Source organism: Verrucomicrobiia bacterium, assembly GCA_023953615.1.
GTDB lineage: Bacteria > Verrucomicrobiota > Verrucomicrobiia > Limisphaerales > JADLHS01 > JADLHS01.
Window position 1 is genome coordinate 395,182 of record JAMLJH010000002.1, and the last position, 20,081, is coordinate 415,262.

Below are 20,081 nucleotides of genomic sequence, written 5' to 3' on the forward strand. Positions count from 1 at the left end.
CCGTCCACGCGGAAAAATTCAGTTGGCTTTCGCGCGGGATTTTTTGCGCGTCAGCGGGAATGACGATTGACCATGAGCATTGTAACTCGAACCGGAGACAAGGGAACGACCGCACTGATGTATGGGCGACGGGTTGGCAAAAGTCATCCGCAGGTCGAAGCCTATGGCTGCGTGGATGAGCTTACCGCCGCGCTGGGGCTTGCCCGGGCTCAAACCGCGAATCACCAGATTCGGGAACATTTACTTGCGATTCAAAAAGATTTGATCGTGCTGATGGGCGAGTTGGCGACTGCACCCGAAGACTTACCGCGCTACGTGAAGGACGGTTATTCCCTGACCACTCCGGAACTCACGCACAAATTGGACGAGTGGACGGAACAATTCGAAGCGCAGACCGTTTACCCCAAAGAGTGGGCGATACCGGGGTCGTGCGTAAGTTCGGCGGCGTTGGATCTGGCGCGCACGGTTTGCCGTCGCGCGGAGCGACGCGTCTGCGCGCTGCCGGAGGCCGGGCGATTGTCCAATCCGGAAATCATTATTTATCTGAACCGACTGGCGGATTTGCTTTGGTTGCTGGCGCGTTGGGTGGAAAATCAGTCGCGTTCCAAGTGAGACGGAGTTGAACCATTCTGACGGGTGGTGGCCCGTCGGCTGAAGATGAGGAACAGTTCGTCTCCGCGCCGGCGCCGCGATTGCAACTGAAATCCGGCCGCTGCCGCCAAACTGGGAAACCCAATCCCCTCAGCTATGGTCGGCGCGGTGCGCCCGCCGAAAATTTTCGGACAAATAGTGAGATGCAGTTCGTCCACAAATCCCGCGCGGAACATGGCATCGTTCAGATTGCCGCCCCCTTCGCAAAGCAGTCGTCGCACTCCCCATTTGCAGTTCAACCAGCGCAGGGTCGCGCCCCAATGGATCTCCCGATCGCCACAAATTTTCACCGCGTCCGCCCGCGTTCGCAGTTGCCGTAATTGGTCCGGATCCGCTCGTTTTGTGGTGAGGACGATGATGGGAGAAAACCTGTGCTTAAACACTTCGGCGTTCGGATCCACCGAGCCGCTGCCACTGACCACGATGCGCAAGTTGAATTCGGCGAGACCTTGCTTCAGACGCCGGCGGCGATACCGAATCCCACCCGGACCCAGAGTAATTTTCCCCGAATTGATGGTTCGCGCGCCGCTCATGACGGCGTCCACCGTGGTGCGCAGCTCCATTAAATTATCGTGATCGTGACGGCTGCCAAAGGTGGAGATGGCGCGATTGGCCGTGGCGATTTTTCCGTCGGCGGTCATCGCCATATTGATCAAAATGAAAGGTCGAGTCGGTTGCGCTCTGAGAGTGGAGGGCTTGGATTTCATGTCGCTCAATTTTATCTGCGGAGTAATCGTGCGTCCGACCACTTGGATTTTGCAGCGGCCCAGTTGGTTTTCATAGCAACAGCATGGCGTCGCCGTAACTGAAGAAGCCATAGCGCTGGCGAATGGCTTCGTCATAGGCCGCCAGAATTTTTTCGCGTCCCTCCATTTTTCCCGGTGTGGCGAACGCGCTTACCAGCATCAGCAGGGTCGCACCGGGCAGGTGAAAATTGGTGATCAGCGCGTCCACCACTTGGAAGTCATGAGGCGGATAGATGAAAATTTTCGTGCGACGCAGACCCGGTTGAATTTCGATCTGATCCGGCTTACGCGCTGTGCCGTCCGCGTTCACAACACTGCTTTCCAGAGCGCGAACACTGGTGGTACCAACGGCGACGATCCGTCTGCGCTCGCGTTTGGCGCGATTGATCGCACTCGCGACGGCTGCGGAAATTTCGTAACGTTCCTCGTGCATGGTGTGCGCTTCGAGCGTGTCCGCTTTCACCGGGGCGAAAGTGCCAAGACCAACGTGCAAGGTAATGAAATGAATTTCCACCCCGCGAGCGCGCAGCGCCGCCAGCAACTCCTCGGTGAAATGCAATCCCGCCGTGGGCGCCGCTACGGAGCCGGGTGGCGTCGCGAACACTGTTTGATACCGCACATCATCCAGCGCGGCTGCAGCGGCGAATGGATCCGGCGGCGCCGGGTTTGCGGCGGATGAAATTTTGGCGTCGCGAGCCGGGCGGCGGATGTAAGGCGGCAATGGAATCTCGCCGAGTTCCGCCAGCTCGTTCAAGATGTTGGGCGAGCCAAAAAATTGAAGGCGACGATGTCCCTCCGAATTAGTGTCGGTAACCGTGGCGCGGATTTTTTCGGTGAGTTGGATTTCGGTCCCCACCCGCGCGCGCTTGCCGGGCTTCAGCATGGCCCACCAATCGTTCAAGGAATTTTCCTCCAGCAATAAAATTTCAAACGCGCCGCCAGTCCGTGCATTGACGCCGTGCAAGCGCGCTTTGATGACGCGCGAGTTGTTTAACACCAACACGTCTCCGGGATGCAGGTAGTCCAGCAAGTCGTGAAACGTGCGGTGCTCCAGGCGTTCGGTGTCGCGATGCAGAACCATCAGTCGGGAAGTGTCGCGTTGGGGCGCGGGGAATTGTGCGATCAATTCTGGTGGTAAATTGAAATAAAAATCAGCCGTTCGCACGGTGGGAGAGTAATGGTGACGCGCGGAATGCCAACCGTGAATTGAGAATTGCCTCGAGAACGTACGGAAATCTGCCACCGCACTTTGAGCGAATCGAAATTGGCTCGTTGCGAGAACCAAAGATAGGAAGTTTCAACGTATTGTGGCAGCGCGAACTGCCCCACTACTGGTGGTAGTTAAAAACACGATTTTTGGTAATTCGCAGTTCTTCAAATGCCACCCAATTTTACGACAGAAATTGGCTGTGAATAACTTTCCAAAAAATATTCGCGTTAGGTATTGACTAAAAGTGTGACTCAGTGTTTAACAGTGGCATGAAGTGTAGCAATGTGTGGCAAAGTGTTGGCTATTTCCTTTGGCTCTGAGTAATGTCTGAGATCGCCGCCATGACTGGAGTGATTTTCAACTCCGAGTTTCGTCACGGATGTGATGAGAAGCGGCGTATTCAAATCCCGTCCGCGTGGCGCACGGAAGAAGCGAACGCGCAGTTCACACTGATTGTGTGGCCGCAACGGAAAGAGGGCACATGCTTGCGCGGGTTGCCGCCGCAGAAAATGCGGGAGCTGATGGTGGAGTTGGATGCCATACCGAACAGCAATCCCAACAAACCGATTTTGAAACGGTTGATTGGCTCGAAGTCGGTGCAGGTGGACCTGGACAAAGCGGGAAGGATTTGCGTGCCGGAAACGCTCGCGGCGGCGGCGGGACTCAAGGCGGGGGAAGAAGTGGTGTTGGTTGGTTTGCTGGATCGTTTCGAGATTTGGGCGGCAGACCGCTACGCACTGATCAGTGCGGCGGACCACGTCCTGGCGGAAGACGCGCTTAAGTTAATGGGTTAAACATGAAGTTTGGAAAATTATTGGCGGTCGGCAGGAGTTGGGTGGGCGAACCGGGTAGCGGACGCTATCAGATGCGGAAGGGATTTGATCTGCCCAAGTTCATTTCGCCGAAGAATCCGTTCAAGCTGGAAAAGCCGGCTGAAGTTGTGGTCGCGCGTCCGGCGGTTACCGTCACGGCGACCCGCACGACAATTGAGCCGACTCCGTTGGTGGAGTCGGGGCAGCCCGAGCCGGTTCGACTTTCCGGGAGGGAAAAGTTGCGGTCAGCCGGACTGGTGTTGTTGGGAGGGGTCAAGAAAACCGGGGCGACGCTGGTGCGAATGATTTTGTTTTGCGTGGATCACAACCCGTTTTCATCCATCGGAAAATCCAAGCTCGCGGGCGTTCCCCGGCTGGGCCATCCGAAGGTGCAAGGCGAGTTGTCACTGGATCGGGTGAAGATGGCGCGGAACGACCTGACGCATGCGGATTTGGAAGTGGTGTCGCTGGGTGGCGGACACAAGTGAATTAACCCGGATGAACCGTGACCGAATTCAGCCACCAGCCGGTGATGTTAGCCGAGGTGTTGCAGGCTTTGCGTCCGCAGCCAGGTCAGGATTTTGCGGATGGAACGCTGGGCGCGGGGGGACATGCGGCGGCGGTATTGGCGGCGACGGCGCCCAACGGACGGTTATGGGCTTGCGATCATGATGCGGCGGCGTTGGCAGCGGCGGCAGAACGATTGGCTGAATTTGCGGGACGGTTTGAGTTGCGGCGCGGGAATTTTGCGGAATTGAACGCCTGGGTGCCGGCGGAAAGTTGCGCCGGAGTTTTGTTGGATTTGGGAGTGAGTAGCCCGCAACTGGACACGGCGGATCGAGGGTTCAGTTTTCAGAAAGACGGTCCGCTCGATATGCGGATGGATCAGCGGCAGGCCGAGACGGCCGCCATGTGGGTGAATACGCGATCCGCCGAAGAGTTGGCGAGGATTTTCTGGGAATACGGCGATGAGAGCCGATCGCGGGCGTTGGCGCGGGCCGTGGTGCGGCAGCGGGAAACGGGGCCGTTCACGACGACGCGGCAACTGGCGGAGCTGATCGAGCGATTGGCGCCGCGCGGCGGGCGGAAGGCGCATCCGGCCACGCGAGTGTTTCAGGCGTTGCGCATTGCGGTGAATGACGAAATTGGGTCGTTGGAGCGGGGATTGGATGGCGCGTTAAAAATCCTAAAACCCGGAGGGCGGTTGGCCGTGATTACCTTTCACAGCCTGGAGGATCGGGTTGTAAAGCAGTGGGCGCGCCGACAGGCGCGCGATTACACGTTCGAGACGGTTGATGTGCCCGCGTTGCGCCGGCCCCGGGTGCCGGTGGTGAAATTGATTACGCGCAAGGCCGTTCAGCCGGGCGCGGTGGAACAGCGCGAGAATCCGCGCAGTCGGAGCGCGCAGTTGCGGGTGGTGGAGAAAATTTAAATGGCCAGAAATCGGAAAAATCAAACGGTGGCGTTGCGGTTCGGGACCGCGCTGAAGGTGGCGGCCTTTTGCGCCTTCGCGGGCGCGGCGGCGGTGGGGTACGTCTGGCAGAAGAACCAGATTGATGTGCTGGGGCGGCAGATCAAGCAGCGCGAAATTCGCCTGGTCGAGCTGCGGGATCAAAACAAGAAACTGCGGGATCAACTGGCCATGCTGCAATCGCCCGGACAATTGGGGTTGAAATTGCAGCAACTGAATTTGGGTTTGGTACAGCCACACCCCGGTGACGTGTGGAAAGTAGCCGAACCTGTGGAGATTGCTGCCGGAGATTATTCGGCGGCGACGGCGCCCCAAGTGGCGAAACATTGATTTTTTGCCGCCGCCCGGGCTGCGGTCGTGAGGAACCGACTGCCCCGGGTGGCGCGCAAAATAAGACGGGTCGGGGCACGGAGTGAAGGGGCGACTGAACGGGAGCGGAGAACAATCCGTTGGCTGCGCAGCGGCGCCAACGAACAGTAGAGATTTTCGATGGAAAAGAAACTGCAACACTATCGGTTCGTGTTGATGGGCGCATTGCTTGTCGGCGCGTTCGCCTTGTTGGCGATTCGATTGGTGGATCTGCAAGTGTGGCGGCACGATGAGTTGTCCAAACTGGCGCAACAAAACACCGTTCGCCGGGTGCGGATTCCCGCGCGGCGCGGCGACATCTTGGACGTCAACGGCACGCTTTTGGCCTCGAGCCTCAAGGTAAAGAACATCTGCGCCAATCCGTCGTTGATCGGGAACTTACAGGCGGAGGTGGCGCGCGCCATTGCCCCGGTGCTCGGGGTGGACGAAGCCCAGCTTTACCAAAAACTGCTCGCCACCAACCGGATCAACCAGGCGGGTAAAGTAGTACCGCGCCTTTACGTGCCGGTGGCGCAACGGGTGCCCGTCGAGAAGTGGGAGCAAGTCAAGAAAATCATGGCGGCGTTTCCCGTGCCGGAGCTGGATCAAAAGCGGCATCGCACCCGTTCGGAAAAATTGTTTCTGCAAGGATTGCGCCAGCGCGCGATCGCGGTTGACGGCCCGGACGATCAGATACGCCAGTATCCGCAAGGCAGCCTGGCGTCTCATGTGCTTGGATTTGTCGGTCGCAATGGCGACACCAATTCCATTGATTTCGGGCAATTGCTGGGCGTGGAAGGTATCGAACGAACCTTTAACAAAAAACTGGCGGGGGCCTCAGGTTGGCGGATGATTGAACGCGATCGGCGCGGCGATGAAATGGTGGCCTGGCGCGATCAAGACGTGCCGGCGCGAGATGGTTTCAACGTCGTGCTGACCATTGACGCCGTGGTGCAGAACATTTTGGAGGGAGCGCTGCGGGAGGGATTGGCCAACACGGAGGCGGTGAACATTACCGGTATTGTGATGCGGCCGCGCACGGGTGAAATTTTGGGCCTGGCCAGTTTGCCAGACTTCAATCCCAACCAGGTGCCGCGCGATCCCGAGTTGCGCCGTAATCGGGTGATCAGCGACGTGTACGAGCCGGGTTCAACCTTCAAAGTCGTGCCGGTGTCCGGAGCGTTGCAAGACGCCCTGATCACGTTGGACACCCCGATTGATTGCGAGAAAGGCGCGTTCAGGTATGCCGGGAAAACGCTGCATGATGCGCACGGAGGGTACGGATTACTGGCCGCCCGGAATGTAATCACCAAATCGTCAAACATCGGCGCCGCCAAGATCGGCCTGATCCTTGGCGAACAACGGCTCTTCAGTTACGTGACCGATTTTGGATTTGGCTGGCCGTCCGGCATTGCGCTGCCCGCCGAGGCGCGCGGTATTGTTCGTCCGACGCAGGATTGGAGCAAAGTTTCCATCGTTCAATTGCCGATGGGGCACGGTGTGGCGGTGACACGCTTGCAAATGACGATGGCCATGGCGGCCCTGGCCAACGACGGTTGGTTGATGCACCCCATGATCGTGAACCGGTTACAGGACAATACCGGCAAGTTGATCACCCAATTTGAGCCGCAACGCGTTCGTCAAGTGGTTGGCGAAACCGCCGCCCGACAAATGGTGGAAGCCTTGAAGACGGTGGTGCAACCGGGCGGGACCGCGGTGCGCGCGGCGCTGACCAATTACACTGTCGCCGGCAAAACCGGCACCGCGCAAAAACCGGGGCGGGGCGGTTACCTGGCCGGTAAATACATTGCCTCCTTCATTGGCTTTTTCCCGGCGGACCATCCAGAGGTTTGCATTTCCATTGTCCTGGACGAACCGAAGAACGGTTACTACGGCGGAGTCGTCGCGGCGCCGGTTTTCAAACAAGTCGCCAGTGCGGTGGCCGGGTATTTACACGTGCAACCGGACATCGAATCGGTCTCAACCAATTCCACGATTTCGCATTTGAATCCTGAACCGGCCCGGGCCTCGGGTCGGCTGACGTTAAATGGAAACTAAAACCACATGAGAATATGAATCCAAACAGTATCTCCCATCGGTTGTTTGCCGCGGCGTTAAGTCAGGTGCCCGCCGGGGTCGCGAAAGGGGCGGAGCGGAGCCCGGATGCCGCGCGGCGGAAGGAAGTGGTCCGTCGCGAATTGCCGGCTCCCGAGGTGGCGGCGGCAAAATCCGCGGACTGGTCCTGGAGCGGTTGGCAGCATCCGATGCTGTGACGTCGGGTGGCTCGCCGCAGCGGACCGGCGCAGCGGATGAATTCGGGGTGAAGAATGGAAATGGAAACGGTGGGATTTGTGATGGCAGCGTGTGCGGGCGAATTGATTCGAGGTTCGCCGGCGGCGACGTTTTCGCGGATCAACACGGACTCCCGGAGCGCGCAGGCCGGGGACCTGTTCATTGCGCTGAAAGGGGAACATTTTGACGGACATAATTACCTTAACGAAGTGGTGCAAAAAGGCGCGGCGGCGGTCCTCGTCGAAAGCGGGCAAGGGACGCCGACGCTGCCGGATTGTGTGGTGATTCAAGTCGCGAATACGCGACAAGCTTATGGACAAATCGGTATGGCATATCGGAAAAAATTTTCGCTCCCGGTGATTGCGGTGGGCGGTTCAAACGGCAAAACGACGACCAAGGAATTGATCGCCGCGGTGTTGCGGCAGCGACTCCACACGCTGTGGAGCGAGGCGAGTTTTAACAATGACATTGGGGTGCCGGCCACTTTGTTGCGACTGGATCGGGCGCATCAAGTGGCGATTTTGGAAGTCGGCACCAACCATCCGGGCGAGTTGGCCGGCCTGGTGGAATTGGTGAAACCGCGCTATGGCGTCATCACCAACATTGGTCGCGAACACCTGGAATTTTTCGGAAACCTCGCGGGAGTGGCGGAGGAGGAAGGCGCTCTGGCCGAAGCGCTGCCTGCCGATGGCCGATTGTTTTTGAATGGCGATGATGAATGGAGCGCCGCACTGATCCGCCGCACGAGAGCGGCGATCACGCGGGTGGGGGCCGGGCCGGATTGTGATTGGCGCGTCAGCGCGGTGAAATTCGAATCCGACGGAACCAGTTTTACGGTGACGGCGCCCGAACCGCAGTTCAGCGGCTCGTATCGCATTGGTCTGTTGGGCCGCCACCAGGTGAGTAACGCGCTGTTCGCCATCGCGCTCGGCGCCGAGTTTGGTTTGAGCTGCGCCGAAATCGCGCGCGGACTGGCCGATTGTGTTCCCGCGAAAATGCGTTTGCAACGCTACGAGGCGGGCGGCGTGCAGGTGCTTGATGACGCTTACAATGCGAACGCGGATTCGATGATCGCCGCGTTACGCGTGTTGCAGGAATTGCCTTGTGCCGGGCGGCGGGTGGCCGTTTTGGGCGACATGGCGGAGCTGGGCGTGGAGCGGGAGAACGCCCACGCGGAGGTGGGTCGTTACGCGGCGGAACTGGGCGTGGAACAGTTGATTGCCGTCGGCGAAATGGCGGGCGTGATGGGACAGGCCGCGCGGCACGCGGGTTTGGGCCGCGTGATCGAGCTGGCGAATGTCGAAGCCGCCGCTGCCGCCATCAAATCATTTTTGAAACCGGGCGATACGGTGTTGTTGAAAGCCTCGCGGAGCACGCGGTTGGAACGGATTGCGCAAGCGCTCAAAGCGAGTGAGAGCGCGAAACGGAATTAGACCTCCTCGACGGTGATCGGGGCGGGAGTGACCGAAGGCCGGGCGGCGCTTCGGGGCGGGCATAGGATCGAAACCCAATGTTGTTTTACCTCAGTCAAGCCATTATGAACTGGGCCGAAGGCACGGACTACGCCTCGAGCGTGTCCTTCCTGCGGTTGTTCCGGTACATCACGTTCCGCAGCGCGGGGGCGGCGGTGACGGCGCTCTTGCTGAGTTGGTGGCTGGGACCCAAAGTGATCGCGCGCTTGAAACAATTGAAGTTCGGCCAGGAATACAAGGATCTGGCCGATCAATCCGGCGCGTTTGAAACGCGGGTGTTGAGCAAGAAAGGGACGCCCACGATGGGCGGCATCCTGATTGTGTTGGTTTTGAATCTGACCGCGATTTTGTGGGCGCAGATGAATCCGCTGCTGGAATTGACCTTGTTGACCGTGTTGGTGTTGGCGGGCCTGGGATTCTATGACGATTACGCAAAAATCCTGAAACAACAAGGTGGCGGCGCGCCCCCGCGGGTGAAGTTGTGGGTGCAGTTTGCCGTGGCGGTCTTTGTGGCGGTGTATTTATGGAAACTACCGCAGGATAGCTGGCTGCGTTTCACCGAGACGCAGACGCCGGAGCATCATAATCTGGTCAGCACCCTGATGTTGCCGTTTTACAAATATCCGATTCCGTGCGGAGCGGTCATTGGTTTGCTGCTCGTAACGCTGACGATCGTGGGCAGTTCGAATGCGGTGAATCTGACCGATGGCCTGGATGGTCTGGCAATCGGTTGCACGCTGATCACCACGATTGTGTTTTTGGTGCTCACCTATCTGGCGAGCAATTTCAAATACGCCACCTACCTGCAAATCCCCTACGTGGATGGGGCCGGGGAACTGACGGTTTTTTGCGCGACGCTGCTCGGGGCGGGGATGGGGTTTTTATGGTTCAACTGTCATCCCGCTCAAGTGTTCATGGGCGACACGGGATCGCTGGCGTTGGGCGGGGCGTTGGGGTTGGTGGCGGTTTTGATTCATCAACCATTTTTGCTCGTCATCGCTGGTGGCGTGTTCGTCATGGAAGCGGGATCGGTCATCATCCAGAAGAGTTGGTTCAAGTACACGCGCCGGCGGCACGGGGTTGGACAAAGGGTTTTTTTGATGGCCCCGATTCATCACCATTTCGAGAAGAAGGGCTGGTATGAATCCCAGGTCGTCACGCGATTTTACATTTTATGCGTGCTGTTTGCGGTCGTCGCTTTGAGCACCTTGAAAATCCGATGAAGCCGTCCCAGCAACAATCAACGTGGTTCAGTTGGAACAGACGCGTTCAAAACGAGCTTTCCTGCTTGCGGCGACGGGCTGGCGTTGTTAAAAAATTCAGCGAAACGGCGCCGTTTTCCGAGCGAAGGTTGAAGGAGACGATTACCGGTTTTGTGATGGTTCCACTTCGAGAATTTTTCGCGATGTTAAATTATTGCGCAAATCCATACGAAGTGGGACAAATCAATTAGTGGTGGTGCGTTGAAACCGCACCACAACATGCACGACAAATTGGAAGGTGGGTTGGTGCGAGCCGACCCGTTTGACGGAAGCACGGAAATGAATTTGTTGTCGCTCTTGTTGAGGCGGGAGTGGACAACTGAAAATTAACCAAATTAAACCTCAATGAAAGGACGCGATGCGCGCCAAGAAAATGAATAATGTCAGCCCCCTGATTCCCCAAGGCTCCAATCTGGAGCAACAAAACCAAGCCCGAGCCAGTCTCAAAACCAAAATCTTTTGCGCCCTGGGCGTGAATGTCGCCGTGTTGCTCGGGTTGTTGTTGATGCCGGGATGCAAACGCGAAACACCACCGCCACCGGTGGATAATAACATGGACGATTTTTACAACACCGGAGTGTACACCGAAAGCAATCCGCCGGTGACCGAGGTGGAATCGAACTGGCAACCGGAACTGGTTGGCAGTAATGCCGCGCCCGCGCTGACTCCGCAAACCGAGACCGGGACAACGTCTTTCCCCGTCGTGGAACCCACGACCCTGCCAACGCCGCCGCCGCTACCGGAGGCGGGCACTTCCGAATACGTCGTGAAAAAAGGAGATACGTTTTCCTCCATCGCGCCCAAGTTCCACATCACCACGAAGGCGTTGCAGGAAGCGAACCCGAACGTCGAGCCGACGAAGCTGCAGATCAATCAGAAGCTGGTGATTCCGGTGCCGGCCGCCGTGCCGTCGCCCACAACCGCAGCGGCTCCAGCGGCGGATGGGATGAGAATTCATGAGGTTAAATCGGGAGATAGTTTGAGCGCCTTGGCGAGCACGTACCATACGACGGTCAAGGCCATCCAAGCCGCCAACGGTTTGAAAAATTCGACGATCAAGGTGGGGCAAAAATTGAAAATTCCTGCCAGTAACTAGGTGGGCCGTTGTGAGGGCGGCCTCCACGTCAGGGTCGCCCGGAATAAGATGAAGACCGCTGTAACCACACTGATGGCTTGCGTTGCCGCCCTGCTCGTGTTGGGGCTGGTGATGTTGTACAGCTCGACGATGAACGATCTAAACCGGTCCACGGGGCAGTTCACCGGTCCGAAGTTGTTCGTCTCCCAGTTGGTTTGGTGCGGCCTGGGATTGGGCGCGTGTCTTGTGGCGACGTTGGTTGATTATCGGCTGCTGCGAAAATACGCCTGGGTTTTGTATGCCCTGGCCGCGGGGTTGCTCCTGGCCGTGCTGGTGTTGCCCGAACCGTGGGGCAAACCCATCAACGGCGCCCGACGTTGGCTCAATTTGCCGTTCAGCAACGTGCAACCCTCCGAATTCGCCAAGCTTGCTTTGATCATCGTTATGGCCTGGTATTGCGAGCGTTACCAGCGCCGGATGCGTAATTGGACGCGCGGCGTCATTATCCCCGGCGGCATCATGGCGGTATTGTTGGGGCTGATTTTTGTCGAACCCGATCGCGGCACCACCATTTTGCTGGCGGCCATTGGCGGGACCATGCTGCTCATGGCCGGAGTCCAATGGCGGTTTTTTGTTCCGCCCGCCTTGTTGGCAGTGGCAGGACTGGCCTTTTCCATCTGGCAGGATCCCATGCGCATGAAGCGGATTTTTAGCTGGCTCTACTTGGAGGAAAATCGTGAGGGCGTTGGCTATCAGGCGTACCAGGCGATGATCGCCCTCGGCGCCGGCGGCTGGTCTGGATTGGGCTTGGGGAATGGTCGCCAAAAAATGGGTTTCGTGCCGGAGCACCACACGGATTTCATTCTTTCGATCATCGGTGAAGAACTGGGATTGGTTGCCACCTTGGGCGTCGTGCTGGCTTTTGTGCTGATTTTTATCTGCGGATTTTACATCGCGTCGCGCGCCCGGGACACGTTCGGCATGATGCTCGCCGCGGGCATCAGTTTTCTGATTGGGTTGCAAGCCTTCATCAACATCGGCGTTGTGACCAGCACGCTGCCCAACAAAGGATTGGCGTTGCCGTTCATCAGTTATGGCGGATCAAGTTTGCTGGTCATGTTGACGGCGGTCGGGCTGTTGTTGAGTGTGGCGCGGCAAGGTCGCGCCCCTGAACCGAAACCGGTCAATCCCTTCACCGCGGACGAATTCCCCGAGGCCCAAACCACATGACGGCGACCTCATCCGCTCCCCTTCATGTCGCCATTGCTTGTGGCGGCACGGGCGGACATCTCTTTCCGGGACTGGCGGTGGCTGAACAACTTCGGGCTTGCGGAGTCGCGGTCAGCGTTTTGATTTCGCCGAAGGAGGTGGATCAACAAGCGGTGCGCGCCGCGTCGGGAGTCGAGGTGGCCACGCTGCCGGCGGTGGCCTGGCAACGGGGAAGTCGGCTCGGATTTTTTCTCGGATTTTTCCAATCCTGGCGTGCCGCGCGACGATTGTTTCGTTCCCGGAATACTGCCGCCGTTTTAGCCATGGGCGGTTTCACCGCCGCGCCTCCGGTGTTGGCGGGACGCGGGTTGCGCTGCAAAACTTTTCTGCACGAATCCAACACCATTCCCGGCAAAGCGAACCGTTGGTTGGCGTCGCGGGTGGACGTGGCGTTCGTCGGGTTTCCCGAAGCCTCGCGGCGTTTGTCGGCGCGGGAATTTGCGGTTACTGGCACGCCGGTGCGGGCGGAACTGCGCCGCGGTGACGCTGCGGCGAGTCGAATGGAGTTGGGTCTCGACCCGGATCGCCCGGTCGTTTTGATCACGGGCGGCAGTCAGGGGGCGAGCCGCATCAACAACCTGATCTTGGAAACTTTACCGCATCTGACCGGGCCAACCAGGAATTGGCAATGGCTGCATCTGGCCGGGACGCGCGACGTGGAAACGGTTCGCGCCGCTTACGCAGCCTGCGGAGTGACGGCGATGGTGCATCCGTTTTTGAACCGAATGCCCCTGGCTTTGCGCGCCGCGACTGTTTGCGTCAGCCGCGCCGGCGCCTCTTCGCTGGCGGAGTTGGCCGCCGTTCGCTTGCCCGCCATTTTGATTCCGTTGCCCAGTGCTGCTGATAATCATCAATGGCATAACGCCCACGCCTACGCGGAAAGCGGTGCCGCCATTTTACTGGAGCAACCCACCGTGACTCCCGAGCGGCTGGTGAAGTCGTTGCAAGGGCTGATTGAGGACGCGATTGCCCGGGCCACCATGCAAACCGCGTTGGCCAAGTGGGATCACTCGAAAGCTGCTGAGATGATTGTGGGCCGGATTTTGCAAACGCTTGGTCGTTCGGTGGCGGCGGAAAAACTTTCGCTCGAAAAGCTGTCGGGAAGTGACGAGGAATCGCGATTGATGCAAATCGAAAGTGTGGTTGTGGTATGAATGTGTCACCCTTTCCGCCCGCCGCCGATGCCTCGCATTGTGACGCGCCGTTGCGCGGGTTGGAGTCGGTCGTTTCGGCCGCCACGGTCATCCGGCGCAATGCCCCTCTGGCTAAACGCACCACGTTCCGCGTCGGGGGGGCTGCGGACTTTTATGTCGAACCCGCTTCGGAAACGGAGTTGGCGGCGGTGCTGCGTTGGTGTGCGGAATTTGCGGTGCCCTTTTTTGTCCTCGGTCGCGGCTCAAATTTGCTGGTGCGCGATGGCGGTTTTCGCGGGGTCGTCATCTGTTTGGCGCATCCAAGTTTTAGCGCGGTGGTGGTGGATGGCGAACGGTTGCGTTGCGGGGCCGGGGCGCGCTTGAAGCAGGTGGCGGTTGACGCAAAGCGCGCCGGTTTGACGGGCGTGGAATTTTTTGAGGGCATTCCCGGCAGTGTGGGAGGCGCGTTGCGCATGAACGCCGGCGCGATGGGGAGTGAAACTTTCCGCGTGGTGGAATCCGTGCGCGTGATGGATGCAACCGGAGTTGGGCGCGATTTGGCGGCGAGCGAAATTGAATTTACCTATCGCAGTTGCGCATTGCTGAAAACGCATCTGGCGTTGGGCGCGGTTTTCAAATGCCGCGCTTCGACTCGTGAGGAAGTTGAACATCGGATGAAGGAGTTCAGCCTCAAGCGTTGGAGTTCGCAGCCGGCGGCTTCCAGCGCGGGTTGTTGCTTCAAGAATCCGCCGAACGTCCCCGCGGGCAAATTGGTGGATGAATTGGGATTGAAAGGAACGAAAGTTGGCGGCGCGATGGTTTCCCTGGAGCACGGCAATTTTGTCATCAACGACGGCACGGCCACGGCGCGGGACATTTTGAATTTGCTGGCGCTGATTCAGGCCAAAGCCAAAACCGAGCGCGGCATTGAGCTGACGACGGAAGTCCAGATCGTCGGGGAGGATTGAACCAGTGGCGATGATTGAAAAGCTGAATATCACGGTCATGTTGGGCGGCCCGAGTGCGGAACGGGAAGTCTCGCTGCGTTCCGGCGCGTCCGTCGCGGCGGCGTTGCGTTCACTGGGGCATCGGGTTGCGGAACTCGATCCGCAATCGCCGGACTGGAAACTGCCGTCGCCGACGGACGTGGTTTTTCTGGCTTTGCACGGGACCTACGGTGAGGACGGTACGGTGCAGGCCGAATTGGAGCAACGGGGCGTGCCTTACACCGGGTGCGATGCGGCGGCCAGCCGGATCGGATTTGATAAGGCGTTGACGAAGGAAGCGTTGGTTGCCGCCGGAGTGCCGACCGCCCGATCCCTCGTGGTGGCCACGTCGGACACACCCTGGCCGACGGGGTGGAATCCGCCGCTGGTCATCAAACCGGTGCGCCAGGGTTCGAGCGTTGGCCTCCAGTTTGTCGAACGACGGGAGGAATGGTCCACCGCTTTGGCGGAAGCCTTGCGCCACGACTCGCGCGTGTTGGTTGAGGAGAAAATAATCGGCCGCGAAACGACCGTGGGCATCCTGGACGATCAACCGTTGCCGATTGTGGAAGTGCGACCGAAATCCGGCACCTACGACTATCAAAATAAATACACCGCCGGCCGGACGGATTATTTTTGCCCGGCTGATTTTGATCCGGCCACCACGGAACGCATTCAGGCTGCCGGCCGCGCGGCGTTTAAGGCGGTGGGTGGTCGCGATTATGCCCGCGTGGATGTGATGGTGCGCACCAACGGTGATCCGGTGGTGTTGGAAATCAACACGCTCCCGGGGATGACGGAAACCAGCTTGTTGCCCAAGGCCGCGGCGGCGGCGGGAATCACTTATCCGGAGTTGTGCCAGCGCATGGTTGCCCTGGCGCTTAAACGCAAATGAGTTGGATCAAACGCAAACCTGTCAACCGACGCGTTGGGCGCATTCACGTCCTGGATGTGAAATTGCGCTCGGATCAAGTGCGTCGCGCGCGTTTGCGCAAGACGAGCCTGGCGCTGGCGGCGTTGCTCGGCACGGTGGTTGGCGCGTTCGCGCTGTGGCACGCGGGACAGTGGGTGGTTGGCGAATTGGTTTATAGAAATTCAGCGTTCGCGATTCGCACCATCGAAGTGCATACGGATGGCGCGATCGCGCCGGATCAACTGCGTCGTTGGGCCAACGTCCGTCCCGGTCAGAATCTTCTGGCGCTGGACCTGGCGCGCGTAAAACGTGATTTGCAATTGTCCCCGGCGCTGGAAACGGTCATGGTCGAACGCATCCTTCCGCATACGTTGCGCATCCAGGTGGCCGAGCGCGAGCCGGTTTTGCAGGTGAGCGTGCCCACGGTGCGCGCTCCAGGTCACTTGGAAGCGGCTGTTTTCTACATCGGAACGGACGGCGTGGTGATGCTGCCGTTGGATGCAAGGCGGCGCACCCGGCCGCTGTTGGCTGCGGACGATGGATTGCCGCAATTATCCGGTTTGAACCTGGGAGACGTGCGACCGGGCCAGCGGCTGGCGTCGCCCGCCGTGCAGTCGGCATTGCGATTGGTCAATGAATTTGCTTATTCGCCGCTGGCGGGTTTGGTGGACTTGCGGCGGATTGATGTCAGCGCGGTGGATGTCATTGTGGTGACGACGGCGCAAGGCAGTGAGGTAACCCTCGGGTTCGAGAATTTGGAACAGCAATTACGGCGTTGGCGGCAGATCCATGATCTCGGCGTGCGAACGCATCGGAACGTCGCCAGCATTGATTTGTCCGTGTCGAACAATGTCCCGGTGCGCTGGCTCGAGGCGAACATTGTGCCGCCGCCCGCCAAGCCCCCTAAACCCATTCGAAACAAGAAACGCAATGTTTGATTCCTCTTCAATCGTCGTTGGTCTGGAAATCGGAACGTCCAAGGTTTGCGTGATTGTGGGCGAGGTCAATGGTGAATCCGCCCCCAACATCATCGGGGTGGCGCGCTTAAAGTCTCGCGGAGTGCGCAAGGGCGAAATCATAGATCCCCGGGCGGTGGAGGAAGATGTGCGCACGGTTATCAGCGACGTGGAAAACCAGACCAAAGTTGAAATCAACAGCGTTTACTTGGGTGTATCGGGCGGCCACATCCGCGGTTTCAATAATCGGGGCATGCACCCGGTGGTTTCAGCGGATCGCGAAATCAGTCACGAGGACGTTGCGGATGTCGTCAAGAACGCCAAAGCCATCAATCTGCCGCAGGAGCACACCGTGCTTCATGCCATCCGCCAGGACTTTTTTGTGGATGGCCAGAATGGCGTCAAACGGCCCGTCGGCATGTTGGGGGCGCGGTTGGAGGTGGACGTTCATGTCGTGCATGGACATTTGAACCGCCTGCAGAATGCCGTGCGTGTGGTGCGCGGCATGCAACTGGAGGTGGAGGAGGTGGTTTTTAACGGCCTGGCGTCATCGCTGGCGGTGCTGACGCCGGTGCAAAAAAATCTCGGCGCGTTACTCATAGATTTGGGGGCGGGCACGACGAATTACGTGGTGTACGAGCGGGGCGTGGTGCGGCACACCGGCGTTTTGGCGGTGGGCGGCGATCACGTGACCAACGATCTGGCTTACGGTTTGAAGGTGCCGCAAGGTCGTGCGGAACAACTCAAGATTGCCCACGGTCATGCGTTGATGGCCGCGAGAGATGAGGATCTGAACGTCGAAATCAAGAATGATCTCGGGTTGCCGATGAACCGGATCAACCTGAATCATTTGCGGCGGATCATGTCGCTGCGGCTCGAGGAAACGTTTGAATTGATTGCTCAGGACGTGGCGCAAAAAGGTTTGCTGGAATATCTGCGCGCCGGCGTGGTCTTGACGGGAGGCGGCTCGCGAAGCCGTGGCATCACGGAACTGGCGGAGCAGGTGTTTGGGTTGCCGGTGACGGTTGGCAAGATCACCGGGGTCAGCAGTTTGAAGTCCTCCATTGACGAGCCTGAATTCGCGACGGGGGTTGGCCTGATTTATTTCGGCTCGTTGAAAAGTCGGCGGGAACAACAACGCCCCTCACTATTCGGCAGCCTCAAACACGCATTGGGAAAATTACTGCCTCGTTAACCTTGCAATTTTATGGAAGCCCAAGCTGAAAAAACCTCAGGCGCGGCGAACCCCGACGCAACCGTTCGCGTTAAAATCATCGGGGTCGGCACGGCGGGCGCGATGTTGGTCAAGGCGCTGCCACTGTCGGAATTTGCCCCGGCCAGTTTGGCGTTCGTGAACACCGACGCTTCAATTCCGGTCGGGCCGCAACCGCAGTTGTTGCTGACGTCGCAACCGCTGCGGGGTTTGGGCACCGGAGGCGACCCCGAGCTGGGCCGTCAATTGGCCGAGGAGCGTTATGCGGATTTGCAGGCCATCTGTGCCCAGACTGACGTTGTCTTTCTGCTGGCGGGATTGGGGGGCGGCGCCGGCTCCGGGGTGACTCCGGTGTTGGCTCGAGCCGCGAAAGAAAGCGGAGCGCTGGTGCTGGCCTTCGTGACCCTGCCGTTTGCCTGCGAAGGGAATCGCCGCCAATTACAGGCGCAACAAGCCTTGGCGGAACTTAATGGCGAAGCTGACGCCGCGGTTTGCCTCGCCAACCAGAAAGTGCTGCCGCTGCTCAACGAGCGCGCGACGGTGTTGGAAAGTTTTCACGCCGGCGCGCAACTGTTGATCGAAGCCGTGCGCGGCGCGTGGCGTTTGCTGCAACGTTCGGGTCTGGTTCAATTACGCTTTCAGGACCTCTGCGCCGTCCTGCGGGAAAATCATGAGGCCAGTTGTTTTGCCACGGTGGAGGCTCAGGGCGCCACGCGAGGGCCGCTGGTGCTTGAGAAAATACTGGCTCATCCGTTGCTGGCGGGAGGAGAAGCTTTCACCGGCGCCACGAGCATGCTGGTCAGCATTGTAGGCGGCTCGGATCTGACGATGGCCGAGGTGGATGAATTGATGCGAAAACTTTCCGAACGCTGCATCGGCACCCGCATACTGATGGGGGCCACGATTGATCCGGCTTTTCAGGATCGCCTCAGTGTCACCGTGTTTGTGGCTTGCGCTGCCAAAGCGGAACGCGCCGCCGCGGGCGGGCCGGACGGTCAGCGGAAACCAGCCGCCGCCACTCAGTTGGATGTCGAACTGTTGAATCCCGAAGACACCACTCGCCCGGAATCGCGACTCGAGCCGGCGGCGACGCCGCTGACTGCGGATCAACGCGCCACCATTTTGACCAAACAGGTTGGTAAATCGGGGCGCGTTCGTAAACGCGTCGCCAGCCCCCGCATGAAACAGACGACTTTGCCCCTGGACCTGGTGAGCAAGGGACGCTTCGATAAGAGCGAGCCGACAATTCACAAGGGAGAGGATTTGGACCTGCCCACTTACGTGCGTCGCGGCATTTCCCTGAATTAAGTCATCGCATTTCCACAGCGTGCAGTTGCCTCTCCGCGATTTTTCGCATCGGGCTTTTTGCGGGCATTTTTTGTAGAAATACGGATGTAAAAATCAGTGGTTCCCGTAGTTGCGGATTTTCCTGATTGGGAAAAGACTGAGACTCAATGAAACGTCCAGTTGTTGTTTGTCTGGCTGCCGCGATGATGATGTCGGGTGGAGTGTACTCCAGCCTCGCGGGACTTTACAACGGAAGCTTCGAATCGTGGGATGTCGTGGGCTGGTCCGTTAGCAACGACATGGGCACCCGGGCGTCAGATTTGTCCCTGCGACCCGCCGGACTGGTCCGGACGATGTCTTCCTGGGGCGAAAATTTCAATCTCAGCTCGACGCTTACTCCCGCAGCCGGACAGCGCTTTCTGGCGCTCAACACGCGTGCCGCTGGCGATTTTCTGGGTAACGACAGCTATCAAACTTACGTGAGCCAGACGCTTGATTTCGGGATCGGCGATACTTTGTCCGGCTGGGCGGCCTTTTTTGCTGGGGACGATACTCCCTCCGATTCGGCTTGGGTGCGGATTTTCGACTCACAAGGTGAACTCGTGGCGACGCCTTGGCAGGCAACCTCGGGAGCCGTCGCGGCCGCTTTGCTTGATCCTTCCGCGCCGAGTTGGAGTCTCTGGCAATGGTCCGCACCGGCGGCTGGTTCGTATTTATTGCAACTGGGTGTTTCGACCAGTGACGCCAATAACGATGCCAGTTACGGTTTCTTTGATGGCGTGAACTTCCAATCCAGCCCTGTGCCTGAACCCGCTTCGATGACCATCGCGTTGGTGAGCGGTTTGATTTGGGTGATGTGCCGGCAATGCTTTGGCCGGCGGTGCTGAGGCCGCCGAAGCGGCGCTGCTTATTTCGGTTCAACAACGCCCCGGATGATTCCGGGGCGTTGTTGTTTAAGCTTCGGATCGCTTCAACCTGGGAGCGC

20 protein-coding genes are annotated in these 20,081 nt (G+C 58.8%); 18 read left to right on the forward strand and 2 right to left on the reverse strand.

Annotation, left to right across the window (positions count from 1 at the left end; all coding sequences use genetic code 11):
• Positions 1 to 72: 72 nt before the first annotated feature.
• Complete coding sequence (locus M9920_11865; protein MCO5052987.1) at positions 73 to 612, forward strand: cob(I)yrinic acid a,c-diamide adenosyltransferase; 540 nt, start codon at positions 73 to 75, stop codon at positions 610 to 612.
• Here the strand turns inward: M9920_11865 and M9920_11870 are convergent.
• Together M9920_11870 and queA are read right to left on the reverse strand one after the other, a co-directional pair.
• Positions 594 to 1,358 carry a dihydrofolate reductase family protein gene (locus M9920_11870; protein ID MCO5052988.1) on the reverse strand — a complete coding sequence of 255 codons (765 nt, stop codon included), beginning with the start codon at positions 1,356 to 1,358 and terminating at the stop codon, positions 594 to 596. The genes M9920_11865 and M9920_11870 overlap by 19 nt on opposite strands.
• Positions 1,359 to 1,428: 70 nt before the next feature.
• A complete protein-coding gene (queA, locus tag M9920_11875) occupies positions 1,429 to 2,562 on the reverse strand; it encodes a tRNA preQ1(34) S-adenosylmethionine ribosyltransferase-isomerase QueA (GenBank protein ID MCO5052989.1) in 1,134 nt (377 codons plus the stop codon).
• A 368-nt stretch (positions 2,563 to 2,930) separates the two neighbouring features.
• On the opposite strand from queA, the gene M9920_11880 reads away from it, so the two are divergent.
• The 17 genes from M9920_11880 (at position 2,931) to M9920_11960 (ending at position 19,983) form a co-directional block, all read left to right on the forward strand.
• Positions 2,931 to 3,401 carry a hypothetical protein gene (locus M9920_11880; GenBank protein ID MCO5052990.1) on the forward strand — a complete coding sequence of 157 codons (471 nt, stop codon included), beginning with the start codon at positions 2,931 to 2,933 and terminating at the stop codon, positions 3,399 to 3,401.
• Between the two features lie 2 nt (positions 3,402 to 3,403).
• Positions 3,404 to 3,907 (forward strand): hypothetical protein, encoded by a 504-nt coding sequence (locus tag M9920_11885; protein MCO5052991.1) that lies wholly within the window; start codon positions 3,404 to 3,406, stop codon positions 3,905 to 3,907.
• A 17-nt stretch (positions 3,908 to 3,924) separates the two neighbouring features.
• On the forward strand, positions 3,925 to 4,851 hold the full coding sequence (rsmH, locus tag M9920_11890) for a 16S rRNA (cytosine(1402)-N(4))-methyltransferase RsmH (protein ID MCO5052992.1): 927 nt from the start codon (positions 3,925 to 3,927) through the stop codon (positions 4,849 to 4,851).
• On the forward strand, positions 4,852 to 5,220 hold the full coding sequence (locus M9920_11895) for a hypothetical protein (protein MCO5052993.1): 369 nt from the start codon (positions 4,852 to 4,854) through the stop codon (positions 5,218 to 5,220).
• A gap of 159 nt (positions 5,221 to 5,379) precedes the next feature.
• Positions 5,380 to 7,296, forward strand: a complete 1,917-nt coding sequence (locus tag M9920_11900) for a penicillin-binding protein 2 (protein MCO5052994.1) — start codon at positions 5,380 to 5,382, stop codon at positions 7,294 to 7,296.
• A 14-nt stretch (positions 7,297 to 7,310) separates the two neighbouring features.
• Positions 7,311 to 7,511, forward strand: coding sequence for a hypothetical protein (locus tag M9920_11905; protein MCO5052995.1), 201 nt, complete (start codon positions 7,311 to 7,313; stop codon positions 7,509 to 7,511).
• Positions 7,512 to 7,565: 54 nt separating this feature from the next.
• Positions 7,566 to 8,963, forward strand: coding sequence for a UDP-N-acetylmuramoyl-tripeptide--D-alanyl-D-alanine ligase (locus M9920_11910; GenBank protein MCO5052996.1), 1,398 nt, complete (start codon positions 7,566 to 7,568; stop codon positions 8,961 to 8,963).
• 104 nt (positions 8,964 to 9,067) lie between these two features.
• On the forward strand, positions 9,068 to 10,225 hold the full coding sequence (gene mraY, locus M9920_11915) for a phospho-N-acetylmuramoyl-pentapeptide-transferase (GenBank protein ID MCO5052997.1): 1,158 nt from the start codon (positions 9,068 to 9,070) through the stop codon (positions 10,223 to 10,225).
• A 397-nt stretch (positions 10,226 to 10,622) separates the two neighbouring features.
• Positions 10,623 to 11,360 carry a LysM peptidoglycan-binding domain-containing protein gene (locus M9920_11920; GenBank protein ID MCO5052998.1) on the forward strand — a complete coding sequence of 246 codons (738 nt, stop codon included), beginning with the start codon at positions 10,623 to 10,625 and terminating at the stop codon, positions 11,358 to 11,360.
• 48 nt (positions 11,361 to 11,408) lie between these two features.
• Complete coding sequence (ftsW, locus tag M9920_11925) at positions 11,409 to 12,569, forward strand: putative lipid II flippase FtsW (protein MCO5052999.1); 1,161 nt, start codon at positions 11,409 to 11,411, stop codon at positions 12,567 to 12,569.
• Entirely contained in the window at positions 12,566 to 13,762 is a 1,197-nt protein-coding gene (gene murG / locus M9920_11930; GenBank protein MCO5053000.1) for an undecaprenyldiphospho-muramoylpentapeptide beta-N-acetylglucosaminyltransferase, read from the forward strand. Before ftsW ends, murG begins: the two co-directional genes overlap by 4 nt.
• Positions 13,759 to 14,709 carry a UDP-N-acetylmuramate dehydrogenase gene (murB, locus tag M9920_11935; GenBank protein ID MCO5053001.1) on the forward strand — a complete coding sequence of 317 codons (951 nt, stop codon included), beginning with the start codon at positions 13,759 to 13,761 and terminating at the stop codon, positions 14,707 to 14,709. The genes murG and murB overlap by 4 nt, the downstream gene beginning before the upstream one ends.
• 10 nt (positions 14,710 to 14,719) lie before the next feature.
• Entirely contained in the window at positions 14,720 to 15,622 is a 903-nt protein-coding gene (locus tag M9920_11940; protein ID MCO5053002.1) for a D-alanine--D-alanine ligase, read from the forward strand.
• Positions 15,619 to 16,578 carry an FtsQ-type POTRA domain-containing protein gene (locus M9920_11945; protein MCO5053003.1) on the forward strand — a complete coding sequence of 320 codons (960 nt, stop codon included), beginning with the start codon at positions 15,619 to 15,621 and terminating at the stop codon, positions 16,576 to 16,578. Before M9920_11940 ends, M9920_11945 begins: the two co-directional genes overlap by 4 nt.
• Entirely contained in the window at positions 16,571 to 17,791 is a 1,221-nt protein-coding gene (gene ftsA, locus M9920_11950; protein MCO5053004.1) for a cell division protein FtsA, read from the forward strand. Before M9920_11945 ends, ftsA begins: the two co-directional genes overlap by 8 nt.
• Before the next feature lie 12 nt (positions 17,792 to 17,803).
• Positions 17,804 to 19,117 (forward strand): cell division FtsZ family protein, encoded by a 1,314-nt coding sequence (locus M9920_11955; protein ID MCO5053005.1) that lies wholly within the window; start codon positions 17,804 to 17,806, stop codon positions 19,115 to 19,117.
• Between the two features lie 146 nt (positions 19,118 to 19,263).
• Positions 19,264 to 19,983 carry a hypothetical protein gene (locus M9920_11960; protein ID MCO5053006.1) on the forward strand — a complete coding sequence of 240 codons (720 nt, stop codon included), beginning with the start codon at positions 19,264 to 19,266 and terminating at the stop codon, positions 19,981 to 19,983.
• The last annotated feature ends 98 nt before the right edge of the window (positions 19,984 to 20,081 follow it).